Origin of the sequence: Couchioplanes caeruleus (assembly GCF_023499255.1) — a bacterium.
In the GTDB taxonomy this organism is placed as follows: Bacteria; Actinomycetota; Actinomycetes; order Mycobacteriales; family Micromonosporaceae; genus Actinoplanes; species Actinoplanes caeruleus_A.
Genome location: NZ_CP092183.1, coordinates 2,615,485 through 2,629,414 on the forward strand (window position 1 = coordinate 2,615,485; position 13,930 = coordinate 2,629,414).

Consider the following 13,930-nt stretch of genomic DNA (forward strand, 5'->3'; position numbering starts at 1 on the left):
TACTCAGTCGATGCGATCTGTGCACGGACCTGCGGACCACGGTAAGTTGATGCCGTGGCTGACGTCGTGCGCCTGCTTCCCCGTCACTGGGACGGGCGCCGCCTGCTGCAATTTCTCGCCGGGCTGGCGCTGATCGCGCTCGCGTTCGCCACGCCGGCACTGTCCGCGGCGCCCGACGCCGGCACCTCCGAGACCGTGGTCACCACGGTCGATGCACCCCTGGACACGAGCCTCGGCGACCGCGTCCTGGTGCCGGACACGGGCCCCGCGCAGCGCGCCGGGTCGGGTTCCGCGCCGTCGGGCGAGCAGGCCCGCGCCGCCGCCGTCGCCGGCCTGGAAGCCCGTGCCGCCGGCGAGACCGCGACCGCCTCCGGCGACTCCGGCCGCACGATGAGCCCGGACGCCTCCCGCGCCACGACGTCCGACGCGCCCGCCTTCTCCTCCGACGCGGCCGGTCCGGCCAAGCTCTGCGACCGCGGCGTGCCCGGCCTCGACGGTGTCGCCCAGCGCCCCTACGCCGGGCGCGCCCCGCCGCGGGCGTAGAGCCCACCGGCGAAGAACCCCTCCCGTGACGCCCGCGGGCCGGCGTGCGCGCCTGCCCCGCCCGTGTGAGCGTCGCCCCGGTGGCCCGCGGCGAGGTGCTGTGCCCGTACCCGCCGCGGCCGCCCGCCCGTCATCAGCGAAGCCCGACGCACGAGGAAACCGGTGTTGACCGTGGAGACCGCTGCCGTCATCTGGATGATCATGCTGCTCGCCGTCGCCGCCGCGGCGGCCGCTCTCGCCGTGCCGCGCCGGGAGGCGCGCGCCAACCGCCACCCCGCCCCGCCCTCGGCCGCCGAACGGTACGCCGACGAGGTGGCCGCTGCCGCCGACCACGCCGCCGGGGCCGCCCGGCGCAGCCGCGTCGCGTGGGAGATCGCGCAGGAGGATGTCGACGCCGCGTGGGCCGCGTACGACGCCGCGGACGGCGAGGCCCGTCGCTGCCGGGCCGCGGCCGTGTTCCCGGTGCTCCGGCAGCGCCGCACCCGGGCCGAGATCGCCGATCGCACCCGCTGCCTGCACCGCTCCGCGCTCGCCGCGTGCCGCCGCAAGGAGCTGTCGATCGCTCAGCTCAACGAGGTGCTCGCGCACCGCGGGCCGTGGAACCCGCGCAAGCATCCGGTCGCCCAGGAGACCGCCCTGCGGGCCGCCGTCGCCGAGCACCGCTTCGCCGCGTACCAGGCCGCGGTCGAGCGGGAGCGGTCCGCGTGGGCCGAGGCCGAGCAGGCGGCCGTGGCCCTGCGCAGCCTGCGCGCGGAGGCCCTGGCTGCGACGACGAGCGCCGGGCGCGACCTGCGGCCCGAGGACTCCCGGCGGGCGGAGCAGTGGAGCCCGGCCGAGCCGGTCGCCCGCCCGGCGAACGCGCGCCTGGCGGTGCACTGACCCTCCAGAGTGGACCCGGACCGCGCCTTGGCCGGTTGCGGGGCGGGACCCGGGCGGGCCGGGTACCGTCACAGGGGCCGTCGACGACGAGTGGCAGGAGGCCGAAGTGTCAGTGACCCCGGCGGGCCGTCCGCCGGCCGTGCGGCTGCACCGCGCGGCCCGCATCGAGGACGCCGTCCACGAGGTCGTCGAGCGACGGCTCCGGCAGCGCGGCTGGCGGCCGGTGATCACCGCCTACACCGGGTACGGTGCCCCCGGCTGGGCCCGCGTCATGGCCCGGGTCGTGCTCACCCGCAGCTCGCAGGTCCCCAAGCGGCTGGAGAAGGTCCGCGGCTGGCGCAGCTTCACCACGTCGCCGGTCAACAACGCGCTGGTGGAGATCCGGATCGGCGACCGGGTGCACCAGACCCGCACCGACCGCAGCGGGTACGTGGACACCCGGGTCAGGGGCGAGCTGGATCCGGGCTGGGCGTGCGTACGCCTGTCCACCGAGGGCGCGGAGCCGGTCGAGGCGCCGATCCGCGTGGTGGACCCGGCCATGAAGTTCGGGGTCATCAGCGACATCGACGACACCGTCATGGTGACCGCGCTGCCCCGGCCGCTGCTCGCCGCCTGGAACACGTTCGTGCTGGACGAGCACGCCCGCATGGCGGTCCCGGGCATGGCGGTGCTCTACGAGCGGCTGGTCAACGCCCACCCCGGCGCCCCGGTCTTCTACCTGTCGACCGGCGCGTGGAACGTCGCCCCGACGCTGACCCGGTTCCTCTCCCGGCACCTCTACCCGGCCGGGCCGCTGCTGCTCACCGACTGGGGACCGACACCGGACCGCTGGTTCCGCAGCGGGAGCGAACACAAGCGCAACACCTTGGCCAGGCTCGCCGGCGAGTTCCCCGACATCCGGTGGCTGCTCATCGGCGACGACGGCCAGCACGACCAGGAGATCTACTCCGAGTTCGCGCATGCGCACCCGGACAACGTGACCGCGGTCGCGATCCGTCGCCTGTCGCCGACCCAGGCCGTGCTGGCCGGCGCGATCCCGGGGCCCACGGGCAACGCGGAGGCCGTCGGCTCCGGCGGCAAGACGTGGTTCTCCGCCCCGGACGGCGCCGGCCTCTGGTCGCTGCTGCGGGACTCCGACGTTGTCTAGGCGTCAGCGCCCGGCGCCGGCCTCCGGGTCCGGGGCGGTCCCGGACGTCTCCGCCACCCGGGCGTGCAGCCGTTCCCGGATCTCGTCCGGCGTGTACGCCCGCCGTCGCCGCTCCTGCCGTGCCAGCACCACACCCGTGGCGGCGACGCCCGCCAGCCCGGCCAGTCCCGCTACTTTCCACCAACGCATCTGCCGAGGATAGACACGTGGTTGCCGAGATCAGCCTCGACGAGGCCATCGACCTGACGCGTACGGGTGACATCTGGATCTTCCGGGGCCGCTCGGGCCCGGACCGTGCCATCCAGGCGATGACCAACAGCCCGGTCAACCACGTCGGCATGTCCGTCGTGATCGAGGACATGCCGCCGCTGATGTGGCACGCGGAGCTGGGCAAGTCCCTGCCGGACCGGTGGTCGGGCACGTTCCAGCGCGGCGTGCAGCTGCACGACCTGCGCGACGCGGTCACCGTGTGGGCCAAGCGGTACGGCCAGCGCGGCTGGCTGCGTCAGCTCGAGCCGCCGGCGGGCAAGGACATGGAGGACAAGGCGCTCAAGACGGTGGCCCGCCTGGACGGCACGCCGTTCCCGTCGACCGCGCAGCTCGCCTGGCGCTGGGCGCGGGGCCGGGTGCCGCATCTCCGGCTGCCCTGGCAGCAGGAGAAGCCCGACCCGGGCGACCTCGAGACGGCGTACTGCGCCGAGGTGGTCGCGGTGACGTACGAGGACATGGGGCTGCTGCCGCGGGGCAAGCAGCCGAACTGGTACGACCCGGGCCGCTTCTGGAGCGGCGACGACCTCGAGCTCTGCGACGGTTACCGGCTGGGCGACGAGATCTCCGTCAGCATCCCCTGAGTGTCACCGGCGGCCGGTCCGGGTATCCGGAAGCGATGACCAGTCGCATCGCGCAGTGGACGCTGGACGTGCAGGACGTCGACGTGATGGCCCGGTTCTGGTCGGCCGTGCTCGGCTACCGGATCAACCGTGGCGGCGACGGGAACGCCAAGCTGTACCCGCCGGACGACGCCCCGGGGGCGCCCCCGGTGTGGCTGCAGGCGTCGGCCGGGCCGAAGTCCGGCAAGAACCGCACCCACCCGGACCTCGTGGTCACGGGCGGCGAGGACCAGGCGGCGGAGGTGGACCGGCTGCTGAGCCTGGGCGCCCGCCGGGCCGACGTGGGCCAGACGGGCGACGAGGGCTTCACGGTGCTCGCCGACCCGGAGGGCAACGAGTTCTGCGTCCTCAGAGGACAGCCGGGCTGACCGCCCGGACGGCCGAGGCCGCCCGGGAACCTCGACGGGTCAGCGGCCGCTGCGGCGACCGACGCGGGTGCCCGAGGAGAACGCGGCGGCGCCCCCGGACTGGCTGGTGTGCACCGGCGTCGAACCGGCGCCACCGCTGCGACGGGCCCGCGGCTGCCCGGCGGACGCGGCCGATCGCGGCTGCCCGCCCGACGCGCCGGTCCGGGACTGCTGCGCGCCCCGGCCCTTCGGCGGACGGCCACCGGACTTCTCGCCGCCGGCCGGCGCCTGCTCGCGGGCACCGGCGGGGCGGGCCCGCCCGTGGCCGCGCCGCGAACCACCCGACGGCCGGCCCGGCTCGTCCGAGGCAGGAGCCGCGACGGGCGGCGCGGTGAACGTACGCTTGCCCGGCGCCAGCTGCGCGAGCAGGGCGTCGCCCGGCCGCGCCTTCGACGTGGTCGGCTTGATGCCGGCCTTGCGGGTCAGGTCGCGTACGTCGCCCTGCTGGTCGTCGGTCATCAGCGTGATCACGGTGCCCTGCGCGCCGGCCCGGGCCGTACGCCCGGAGCGGTGCAGGTACGCCTTGTGCTCGACCGGCGGGTCGGCGTGGATCACCAGCGCCACGTCGTCGACGTGGATGCCGCGCGCGGCGATGTCCGTGGCCACGAGGGTCTCGGCGCTGCCGTCGGAGAACGCGGACAGGTTGCGGTTGCGCGCGTTCTGAGCGAGGTTGCCGTGCAGCTCCACCGCCGGTACGCCGGCCGCGATGAGCTGACGGGTCAGCGTCTTGGCGCGGCGCTTCGTCCGGGTGAAGACCACCGTGCGGCCGGGTGCCGCCACCAGGTCCACCAGGACCGGGAACCGGTCGTCGTGGCGCACGTGCAGCACGTGGTGCGACATCTCGACGGGCGCCTCGTCGGCGGCGTCGACGTGGTGCGTGACCGGGCGGTTCATGAAGCGCTTGACCAGCACGTCCACGCCGCCGTCGAGGGTGGCGGAGAAGAGCATCCGCTGCCCGTCGCGGGGGGTGGCGTCCATGAGGCGCCGGACCACCGGCAGGAAGCCGAGGTCGGCCATGTGGTCGGCCTCGTCGAGCACGGTGATCTCGACGGCGTCGAGGCTGGCGTGCCCGCTGCGCAGGTGGTCCTCGAGCCGGCCGGGGCAGGCCACGACGATGTCGACGCCGGCCTTGAGCCCGCGGATCTGCGGGTTGGGGCCGACGCCGCCGAAGATCGTCAGCGTGCGCAGGCCCAGCTTGGCGGCCAGCGGCGCGAGGGTCGCGTCGATCTGGGTGGCGAGCTCGCGGGTCGGGGCGAGGATCAGCGCGCGCGGCCGGCCGGGGCGCCGCGGGGTCCGGGAGCCGGCGAGCCGGGCGACGACCGGCAGCACGAACGCGTACGTCTTGCCGGAGCCGGTGCGCCCGCGGCCGAGCACGTCACGGCCGGCCAGGGAGTCGGGCAGCGTCGCGGCCTGGATGGGAAAGGGGCTGGTGACGCCGAGACCGGCGAGCACCTCGGCGAGCTCGGCGGGTACGCCGAGATCGGTGAACGAGGACATGTAGGTGTGAACTCCGAACGTCTGAAGGGGTCGTCCTGCCCGGCGCAGACCTCACGGGTCGCGGCGCGTGGTGGTCGATCCGTACGCGGCCCGAGGCAGAACAGGTCGAAGCCGCGAGATCAAGTGTACGCCCCGCTCCACCGCAACCCTGCTGCACCCGAGTGTGACCCGTCCTGCACCTCGCGGATCAGACCGTTCTCCTCAGCGCCGGACTCTCCCCCCACCGTCCGGCCGGTACCTTCCGAGGAGACCCCCTATGAGCGGTGCTGTTGAGGTCGACCGCCGTCGTGAGGACACCGTACGGGCGCACATGCCGCTCGTCGGCCACCTGGTCCGCGAGATGCTCGCCCGGGTGCCCGCCCACGTGAACCGCGACGATCTGCTCTCGGCCGGGTACGCGGCGCTGGTCGCGGCCGCCCGTGGTTTCGACGAGTCCCGAGGTGTGCCGTTCGCCCGGTTCGCGGCGGCGCGGGTCCGGGGCGCCCTGCTGGACGAGCTGCGCGGCCTGGACTGGGCGAGCCGCTCGGTGCGGCAGCGGGCCCGGCGTACCGACTCGGCGCGCCAGGAGCTGACCGCCGAGCTGGGCCGTACGCCCACCCTGGCCGAGGTCGCCGAGCGGCTGGGCTGTTCGGTCGAGGACATCGAGTCGGCCGACGACGACGTGCAGCGTGCCGTGGTGTTCAGCCTGCAGGGCTTCGCCACCGCCGGCGCCGACGACATGGTGACCGAGCCGAGCGCCGGCCCGGAGGAGATGCTGATCCGCCGCGAGCGCCTGGGCTACCTGCGGCACGCGATCGAGGTCCTGCCCGAGCGCCTGCGCGTGGTCATCACCGGGTACTTCTTCGACGAGCGTCCGATGGCGCAGATCGCCGCCGATCTGGGGGTGACCGAGTCCCGCGTCTCGCAGCTGCGCGCCGAGGCGTTGTCGCTGCTCAAGGACGGCCTGAACATCCACCTCAACCCGGGCGTGGCCACCTCCGTCAAGGACGGCTGCGTGGCCCGGCGCCGGGCGGCGTACTACGACCAGATCGCGACCCGGGGCACCCTGCGGGACCGGCTCGCGCTCACCGGCCCGGACGGTCTGCCCGTCGCGGCCTGAACCCGTAGGCGGACAACGAGGCCCGGTCCCACGTCGCTGGGGGATCGGGCCTCGCCGCGTACGGGGGTCAGGCGTTGGCGCAGGTGCCGGCCTTCTTCTGCAGGGCGATGGCCCGGTCGGCGCCCTTGGCGTAGAGGGCCAGGCCCTCCTTGGCGGGCTCGAGCTTCCAGGCGTCCTGCTCGTACACCATCGTGTACGACTGCGCGGCGACCAGCTGCTTGGCGATGACGACGGCCTTGTCGGCACCGTCCATCCGGGCGCTGGTCAGCTGGATGGACAGGCCCTTGCGGGAACAGGTCTCGTTGAGCTTGACGTAGTCCGCCTTGCTGATCGCGGCCTTGCCGGCGGCGGTGTACATCTCCCAGGCGCCGCCGAAGTCGCCGCCGCTGAAGCGGTCGAACACGGTCTGCGCGGCGGCCTTGGCGCCCTCGAGGGTCTTGGGCTCCGGTCCGCCGGCGGCGGCCGCGGCGGCGTTGCCGGCCGGGGCGTCGCCCGAGTCGTCGGAACAGGCGGAGGAGAAGGCGAGCGCGGCGACCGCGACGAGGGCGACGGCGCCGAGACGACGGAACGGGTGGCTGTGGTTCATGACCCGCTTAAAGGTGGAGCCCCCATCGGCGTAACGGCCGGCACCGCACGGTGACGGATTCCTGACACTGCCTGCCGCGTGGCGTAACCTCCGCCACGGTGTCGTCAGGGGTAACGCGGACCGGCTATTCTGAGCGTTTCCAAGCAACAAAAAAGACGACCCTCTGATGGAGAAAATCAGAATGGTCGTCGACGGCCGAATGCTACCACATCAGGGAGTGGTTTTGTCAAGCTCCGCCGACGGTACGGACACCATGCGGAACGATGACATCGAGTCCGAACAGGCCTATCTGACCACGCTGTACGACCGCCTCGACGTGCTGCGTGAGCAGGCCGCCGACCGGTTGCGCGCGATCCTGCTCGAGGCCGGTGGCACCCCGCAGGGCCGTTCCCAGCGCGAGGCCACCCGCAGCCATTGGGCCGAGCAGGTCGCCCAGATGAATTCCGTCGAGAACGGACTGTGTTTCGGCCGGCTGGATTTCACCGACGACGCGCCGCAGTACATCGGCCGGCTCGGACTGTTCGCCGAGGACCGTGACCGCGATCCGCTGCTGGTCGACTGGCGCGCGCCGGCCGCCCGGCCCTTCTACCTGGCGACCGCCGTGTCGCCTGCGGGGGTGACCCGCCGCCGGCACCTGCGCACCAAGGGCCGTCAGCTGACCGGCATCGACGACGAGGTGCTCGACCTCACCGCCGGGGCGGGCGGCCGCGAGGACGTGACCGGCGAGGCGGCGCTGCTGTCCGCGCTGGGGGCGAACCGTACGGGCCGGATGCGCGACATCGTCGAGACGATCCAGGCCGAGCAGGACGAGGTGATCCGCGCCGGGCTGCCGGGCGTGATGGTGGTGCAGGGCGGCCCCGGCACCGGCAAGACCGCCGTCGCGCTGCACCGCGCGGCGTACCTGCTCTACACCCACCGCGCGCAACTGACGAAGCAGGGCGTGCTGATCCTCGGTCCGAACGCGACGTTCCTGCGCTACATCTCGCAGGTGCTGCCGTCGCTGGCCGAAACCGGCGTGCTGCTCGCCACTCTCGGCGACATGTTCCCCGGGGTGACCGCCCGCGCGTCCGAGGCGCCCGGGACGGCGGCGCTCAAGGGCCGCCTCGAGATGCTCGACGTGCTCGCCCGCGCGGTCGCCGACCGGCAGACCGTGCCGGACGACTACATCGAGGTCGACCACGACGGCTATCCGCTGCGCATCGAGCGGGCCGTCTGCGAGGACGCCCGGGCCGCCGCGCGCCGCTCCGGCCGCCCGCACAACGTGGCCCGCCAGATGTTCGTCACCGAGGCGATCCACGCGCTGAGCCTGCAGATCGCCGAGCGCATCGGCGCCGACCCGCTCGGCGGCGACAACCTGCTGGAGGAGGCCGACCTCGCCGAGACCCGGCGCGAGCTGCACGAGGACGAGGACGTCCAGCGGGCGCTGTTCGAGCTGTGGCCGGTGCTCACCCCGCGGCAGGTGCTGCGCGACCTGCTCAGCGACCCCGACCGGCTCGAGTCCGCGGCGTACGACCTCACCGCCGGGGAGCGCGCGCTGCTGCTGCGGGACCGGCAGGCCCGCTGGACCCCGGCCGACGTGCCGCTGCTCGACGAGCTCGCCGAGCTGCTGGGAGTGGACGACACGCTGCGCGCCCGCGCCGCCGCCCGCGAGCGGCGCGAGGCGATCGAGTACGCCGAGGGCGTGCTGGAGATCGTCGAGGGCTCCCGGTCGCTCGACTTCGAGGACGAGGAGGAGGAGATCCTGTCCGCGGTCGACGTCGTGGACGCGAGCTCCTTCGTCGAGCGGCACGAGGTGATCGACACGCGTACCGCCGCGGAACGGGCCGCCGCGGACCGGTCGTGGGTGTTCGGGCACGTCATCGTCGACGAGGCGCAGGAGCTGTCGCCGATGGCGTGGCGGCTGCTGATGCGCCGCTGTCCCAGCCGGTCGATGACCGTGGTCGGGGACGTGGCGCAGACCGGCGACCTGTCCGGGACGACGACCTGGGACCGGGTGTTCGAGCCGTACGTGGCCCAGCGGTGGCGGCTGGTCGAGCTGACCGTCAACTACCGCACCCCCGCCGAGGTCATGGCGGTGGCCGCGGACGTGCTGGCCGCCGTCGACCCGTCGCTGCAGCCGCCGCGCTCGGTGCGGGAGGCCGGCGTCACGCCGTGGGCGAGCCGCGTGCGGCCGGAAGCGCTCGCCGACGAGCTGACTGCGGCCGTACGCCGGGAAGCGGCCGAGGCGCAGGAGGGCAGGGTCGGTGTCCTGGTGCCCGCCGCCCTCGAGGAGTCGCTGGGCGACGCGCTGGTGGCGGCGATCCCGGAGGCCGCCGTGGGGGAGCAGCCGGACCTGCGCAACCACATCGTGCTCATGACCGTGCGGCAGGCGAAGGGCCTCGAGTTCGACAGCGTGCTCGTCGTCCAGCCCGACCAGATCATCGCCGAGAGCCCCCGCGGCCTCAGCGACCTCTACGTGGCGGTGACCCGGGCGACGCGGCGGCTGGGTGTGCTGCACACCGCCGACCTGCCGAAGGTGCTGAACGCGCTGGCGTGAGACACGCGAGAGGGGCCGGCGCTGTGTGCGCCGGCCCCTCGTCACCGCTGAAGCGTCACGCGGCACCCTGGGCGTACGGGCTGAGCCCGTGCGCGTTGGTCAGGGCCAGCCGCGAGTGCATGTTCGTGTTCCCGGCGATCGACGCGTAGTAGCTCGCCCGGCGGCGCGCCGTGATGCTCTCCGGGTTCTCCGGCACCGGCGCCAGGTGCGGGTCGAGGTGCGTGTTGATGCCGTCCTTGAGCAGCGACAGCGCCTCGGCGCGCAGCTGCGAGATGCGGCTCTCGGTGACGCCCAGGTCGGCGGCGATGTCCGCCATCGGGCGCTCCTTGAGGAAGTACTCGGTGATGACGAACTGCAGCCGCTCCGGCAGCGAGCCGATCGCGTGGTGCAGGTAGCCGATCTGCTCGCGGCGGATCAGCATCTCCTCCGGCCCCGGCGTGCGCTCGGTGACCAGGTCGTCGGCGCTGCTGGTGGTGAAGCCCTGCAGGGACAGGACGGTGGCGCGCTGCACGTCGTTGTCGGTCTGGTGCAGGTCCGTGGTGGTGGTGCCCAGCGCCTGCGCCAGCTCCTCGTTCGTCGGCGTACGCCCGAGCGTGGTGGTGAGGTTCTGCCGGGTGGCGTCGGTGGCGCGGGCCTTGCTGCGCACCGAGCGGGTGGCCCAGTCCAGCGAACGCAGCTCGTCGAGGATCGCGCCGCGGATGCGGGTGGTCGCGAAGCGGTGGAACGGGATGCCGCGCTCGGGGTCCCAGCCACGGGCCGCGGTGACGAGCGCGTGCAGGCCGGCGCTGGTCAGGTCGTCGCGGTGGATGTGGTTCGGGATGCGGGTGAGCATGTCGCGCACGAGGTGGCCGACCAGCGGCATGTGCGTACGGATCAGCTCCTCCTGCTCGGCGGCGGACAGGGCCGGCACGGCGGTCGTGTCGGCGGCGTCGCAGTCGGCAGCGGTCGTCATGGTGCTGGTCATGTCGTTTCCCCCGGTTGTTGTCGGTGGCCCGTGGCTGGTGGGCGGCACCGGCTGACAAGGGGAAACTCTGGGTGACTGCGGGTACAGGTTCCGGTTGCGGAACGTTGCTGCGCGGTTGCTTCGTCAGCGGGCGCCGGCGACGTCCCAGACGAAGCGCTCGGGGACGAACGCCTCCGCGTAGCGGACCCGGGCCCGGGCACCGAGGTGCCGGGCCGTGGCGGTGGCCAGCTCCGGGTCGGCGACCACGGCGAGCTTGCGGTCCAGGTACGCGGTGATGTCGACGAACACCGTCGGGTCGAAGCGCGCGGCGGACTCGCCGGCGTAGTGCAGTATCCGTGCGCTGTGCCGCGCCGCGGAGAGCGTGGCGACGGCGGCGGCCCGGCGCTCGGCGTCCGGGTCGGCGGGGGCGGGCACGTAGATCACGTCGGCGTCCACGCCGGTGAGCACGTTCTCGATCGCGGCGATCGCGGCTCCGTCCCAGCCCTCGCCGGGCCGGGTACGGCGCAGCCGGCGGTCACCGGTGCCCCGGCCCTGCCCGCGGCGCTCCGTGCCCCGGCGGCGCTCGGCGGCCTCCGGTCCCCATACGAGCAGGCAGTCCAGGGCGCGGGCGGCGGCTTCGGCGTGCCGCGTACCCGGATCGTCGGCGCCGTCGCAGGACAGCACCAGCATGGTCACCGAGTCGCCGGCCGCGCGGTGCGCGGCGAGGGTGCCGGCGCAGCCGCACTCCAGGTCCCCGGGGCGGGCGCCGACGGCCAGCACGCTGCGTGCCATGCCCACCCCCTCCGGATCACCTGGTCGCCGCGGTCGGCGGCGCTGAGTGTCCATCGGCCGCCCGGCGCTGCGGTTGAGGGTTGTGGCCCGGCTGCGGCAGGGTGGTCACATGGATCTCTCCGACACCGGTACGACCGTCAACCTCATCGCGGGTATCGCGATGGCGGTCGGCGTCCTGGGCGTGCTGATCCCGGTCCTGCCCGGGCTGCTGCTCTGCTGGGCGGCGGTGCTGCTCTGGGCGCTGCTGGGCGACGCCGGCGGGGTGCGGTGGGCGGTCCTGGCCCTCGCGACGCTCGTGGCCGTCGGCGGCACGGTCGTCAAGTACCTGTGGCCCGGCCGCCGCCTCAAGAGCACCGGCGTGCCCACCTCGTCGCTGGTGGCCGGCGGGCTGCTGGGCCTGGTGGGCTTCTTCGTGGTGCCGGTGGTGGGCCTGGTGCTGGGCTTCGTGCTCGGCCTGTTCCTCGCCGAACGGGCCCGCCTCGGCGCGGGCGCGGCGTGGCCGTCGACCCGTCAGGCGCTCACGGCGGTCGGGCTGTCGATGCTGGTCGAGCTCGCCGCGGCGCTCGGCATCGCGGTGATCTGGGTCGTCGGCCTGCTCGCGGCGTAGCTCCGGCGTCAGGAGGCCTGCGGGCGGCCGCGTGGCCGGCGGCGGACGCGGTGCCGGCGCCGCTGGGTGAGCAGCAGCAGCAGCGGGGTGCCGGCCAGGATCACCGCGATGGCGGCGGCCGCGCCCAGGGAGAGGCCGGGCGTGGCGGCGGTCCGGGCGGCGGTGGGGGCCGCGCGGTGGGTGCTGCCCGCGGCGGGGCCCGCGGGGGCGGCTTCGGTGTCTGCGGCCGTACCCTTCGCGTCCTTGCCGTCGGGCTCGACCAGCTTGCCGACCGACGCGTCCCGGGGCAGCGAGAAGCCCCAGTCCAGCAGGGCCGCGCCCTGCTGCCAGCCGCGCAGCGGGCTGGCCTCCGCGCCGAGCAGCGTCGCCACCAGCCGCCGGTCGCCGCGCTGCGCCGCACCGACGTAACTGTGCCGGGCGAGCTTGGTGAAGCCGGTCTTGCCGCCGAGCGCACCCGGATAGTTGAAGATCAGCTTGTTCTCGTTCTGGATCTGGAACCCGCCCTTCTTCAGCTGCTTCTGGGCGGGGATCTGCGTGGCGCGGGTCAGCGCGTACCGGCGGAAGTCGGCGTTGGCGAAGCACTTGCGGGCGATGAGCGCGAGGTCGTACGCGCTGGTGAACTGCCCGGGCCCGTCCAGGCCGGAGGGGGTCACCGCGTGCGTCTGGTACGCACCCAGCCGCTTCGCCTCGGCGTTCATGGCCGCCACGGTGGCCGGGACCCCGCCCGCGCCGCCGCCGAGCCGGGCGAGCGCGTTGGCGGCCTCGTTGCCGGAGTTCAGCAGCAGCCCGAGCCACAGCGTCGCGATCGTGTACTTCCCGCCCTTGAGCAGGCCGACCGCCGAGCTGCCTGGCTCGATCGCCAGGTCGCCGTCGGTGACCGTGATCGTCTTCTTCGGGTCGAGCCGGTCCATGACCGTGGCGGCGAGCAGCATCTTCTGGACGCTGGCCGGGGTGCCGTACACGTGCGGGCCGCACCCGCCGAGCACCTCGCCGGTGTCCAGGTCGGCGACGAGCCAGCTGGTGGCGGTCAGCGCCGGTGGCTTCCGCGCGCCCTGCGGCACGACGAGCCCGTCGGTGGCCAGTGCGTCGCCGCCGACGGCCCGCAGCACCGGGTCGTCCTGGGGCGGGGTCGGGCGCGGCGGCCGGCCGGGCGGCGGCTTCACGTCCGGCCGCGGGCAGGGAACGGTCCCGGCCTTGCTCACCCGGGCCGGCTTTGCGCTCGCGGATGCGGAAGCCGCGGCGGGTGCGGCGGCGACGGGCCCGGTGAGGGCCGCGGCGCCCAGCGCGACGGTGGCGGCGAGGGACGCGACGACGCGCCGGGTCGTGGAACGGAAGCTCACGGCCAGACGACTCCTGCGGTCAGCCGGCGGTCCAGCAGGTCCGCCAGGGGGATGGTCTCGCCGTCGCCGCCGCCCGCGCCGACCACCAGCCGGGGGGTGCTGGGTGGCACGTCGGCGCCCGAGAACCGGGCCCGCAGCGACGAGGGCACGCTCAGGACGTAGTACCGGCCGTCCTCGCCCACGGCCACGGACCGGTTGGCCTTCAGATACCAGCCGCGCAGCGAGGTGCGGTACGTGGACCGGCCGTCGAACGACATCGCCCGCAGCGGGCCCGGGGGGAGTCCCGCCTGGGCGGCGCGCCGGACGAAACCCTCCAGCAGCTCGGCGGCCCGGCTCGCCTCGGCCGCCCGGGCGGCGTCGAGTGCGGCCGCGTGGCCGGCCACGGCCTGCCGGCGCTGTTCGTGCCAGCCGGGGTCCGGGCCGGTGCGCCGGTCGCTCGCGTGCGGGGCGGCACGGTCGTCGTCGGCGTCCATGGCGACGACCCTAACGGCCCGGCAGGCCCCTCGCCCACCGGGGTTTTGCCCCTCGCCGCCGGGCGCCATTCGCGGCGGTACCCCGGCCGGGCCGGCGCGCAGGTCGGCCGCGGGGCCTCGACGGTCGTGAATAGGTACTGCCGCGTGGAATAGCGTGGTTGCATTTAGTGAGGCCCACGTCCCGATTATTG

15 protein-coding genes are annotated in these 13,930 nt (G+C 74.4%); 8 read left to right on the forward strand and 7 right to left on the reverse strand.

Annotated features, from left to right (window positions below):
• Positions 1 to 54 precede the first annotated feature (54 nt).
• The 3 genes from COUCH_RS38865 (at position 55) to COUCH_RS12260 (ending at position 2,569) form a co-directional block, all read left to right on the forward strand.
• The gene (locus COUCH_RS38865; RefSeq protein WP_275980096.1) at positions 55 to 543 is read left to right on the forward strand and encodes a hypothetical protein; all 489 of its coding nucleotides are present in this window, start codon (positions 55 to 57) and stop codon (positions 541 to 543) included.
• A 171-nt stretch (positions 544 to 714) separates the two neighbouring features.
• Positions 715 to 1,422, forward strand: a complete 708-nt coding sequence (locus tag COUCH_RS12255) for a hypothetical protein (protein WP_249612205.1) — start codon at positions 715 to 717, stop codon at positions 1,420 to 1,422.
• Between the two features lie 106 nt (positions 1,423 to 1,528).
• Positions 1,529 to 2,569, forward strand: a complete 1,041-nt coding sequence (locus COUCH_RS12260; RefSeq protein WP_249612206.1) for an App1 family protein — start codon at positions 1,529 to 1,531, stop codon at positions 2,567 to 2,569.
• 3 nt (positions 2,570 to 2,572) lie between these two features.
• Here COUCH_RS12260 and COUCH_RS12265 read toward each other — a convergent pair whose 3' ends face one another.
• Positions 2,573 to 2,758, reverse strand: a complete 186-nt coding sequence (locus tag COUCH_RS12265; RefSeq protein WP_249612207.1) for a hypothetical protein — start codon at positions 2,756 to 2,758, stop codon at positions 2,573 to 2,575.
• 17 nt (positions 2,759 to 2,775) lie between these two features.
• On the opposite strand from COUCH_RS12265, the gene COUCH_RS12270 reads away from it, so the two are divergent.
• Together COUCH_RS12270 and COUCH_RS12275 are read left to right on the forward strand one after the other, a co-directional pair.
• Positions 2,776 to 3,420, forward strand: coding sequence for a hypothetical protein (locus COUCH_RS12270; RefSeq protein ID WP_249612208.1), 645 nt, complete (start codon positions 2,776 to 2,778; stop codon positions 3,418 to 3,420).
• Positions 3,421 to 3,455: 35 nt separating this feature from the next.
• Entirely contained in the window at positions 3,456 to 3,827 is a 372-nt protein-coding gene (locus COUCH_RS12275; RefSeq protein ID WP_249612209.1) for a VOC family protein, read from the forward strand.
• 39 nt (positions 3,828 to 3,866) lie between these two features.
• Here COUCH_RS12275 and COUCH_RS12280 read toward each other — a convergent pair whose 3' ends face one another.
• Positions 3,867 to 5,363 (reverse strand): DEAD/DEAH box helicase, encoded by a 1,497-nt coding sequence (locus COUCH_RS12280; RefSeq protein ID WP_249612210.1) that lies wholly within the window; start codon positions 5,361 to 5,363, stop codon positions 3,867 to 3,869.
• 256 nt (positions 5,364 to 5,619) lie between these two features.
• On the opposite strand from COUCH_RS12280, the gene COUCH_RS12285 reads away from it, so the two are divergent.
• Positions 5,620 to 6,462 (forward strand): sigma-70 family RNA polymerase sigma factor, encoded by an 843-nt coding sequence (locus tag COUCH_RS12285; RefSeq protein WP_249612211.1) that lies wholly within the window; start codon positions 5,620 to 5,622, stop codon positions 6,460 to 6,462.
• Positions 6,463 to 6,529: 67 nt separating this feature from the next.
• On the opposite strand, the gene COUCH_RS12290 is transcribed toward COUCH_RS12285, so the two are convergent.
• A complete protein-coding gene (locus COUCH_RS12290) occupies positions 6,530 to 7,048 on the reverse strand; it encodes a hypothetical protein (protein WP_249612212.1) in 519 nt (172 codons plus the stop codon).
• A gap of 181 nt (positions 7,049 to 7,229) precedes the next feature.
• Between COUCH_RS12290 and COUCH_RS12295 the strand changes: the two genes are divergently transcribed.
• Positions 7,230 to 9,584, forward strand: a complete 2,355-nt coding sequence (locus COUCH_RS12295; RefSeq protein ID WP_430640973.1) for a HelD family protein — start codon at positions 7,230 to 7,232, stop codon at positions 9,582 to 9,584.
• Between the two features lie 55 nt (positions 9,585 to 9,639).
• Here COUCH_RS12295 and COUCH_RS12300 read toward each other — a convergent pair whose 3' ends face one another.
• A complete protein-coding gene (locus tag COUCH_RS12300; RefSeq protein WP_249612213.1) occupies positions 9,640 to 10,548 on the reverse strand; it encodes a sigma-70 family RNA polymerase sigma factor in 909 nt (302 codons plus the stop codon).
• 123 nt (positions 10,549 to 10,671) lie between these two features.
• Positions 10,672 to 11,319: a PIG-L deacetylase family protein gene (locus COUCH_RS12305; protein WP_249612214.1), complete on the reverse strand. Its 648-nt coding sequence runs from the start codon at positions 11,317 to 11,319 to the stop codon at positions 10,672 to 10,674.
• A 109-nt stretch (positions 11,320 to 11,428) separates the two neighbouring features.
• Here COUCH_RS12305 and COUCH_RS12310 point away from each other — a divergent pair, with 109 nt between their 5' ends.
• Positions 11,429 to 11,926, forward strand: coding sequence for a DUF456 domain-containing protein (locus COUCH_RS12310; protein WP_249612215.1), 498 nt, complete (start codon positions 11,429 to 11,431; stop codon positions 11,924 to 11,926).
• Between the two features lie 8 nt (positions 11,927 to 11,934).
• Here COUCH_RS12310 and COUCH_RS12315 read toward each other — a convergent pair whose 3' ends face one another.
• Both COUCH_RS12315 and COUCH_RS12320 read right to left on the reverse strand, forming a co-directional pair.
• Positions 11,935 to 13,266 (reverse strand): D-alanyl-D-alanine carboxypeptidase family protein, encoded by a 1,332-nt coding sequence (locus COUCH_RS12315; RefSeq protein WP_249612216.1) that lies wholly within the window; start codon positions 13,264 to 13,266, stop codon positions 11,935 to 11,937.
• Positions 13,263 to 13,739 carry a hypothetical protein gene (locus COUCH_RS12320; protein WP_249612217.1) on the reverse strand — a complete coding sequence of 159 codons (477 nt, stop codon included), beginning with the start codon at positions 13,737 to 13,739 and terminating at the stop codon, positions 13,263 to 13,265. The genes COUCH_RS12315 and COUCH_RS12320 overlap by 4 nt, the downstream gene beginning before the upstream one ends.
• Between the last annotated feature and the right edge of the window lie 191 nt (positions 13,740 to 13,930).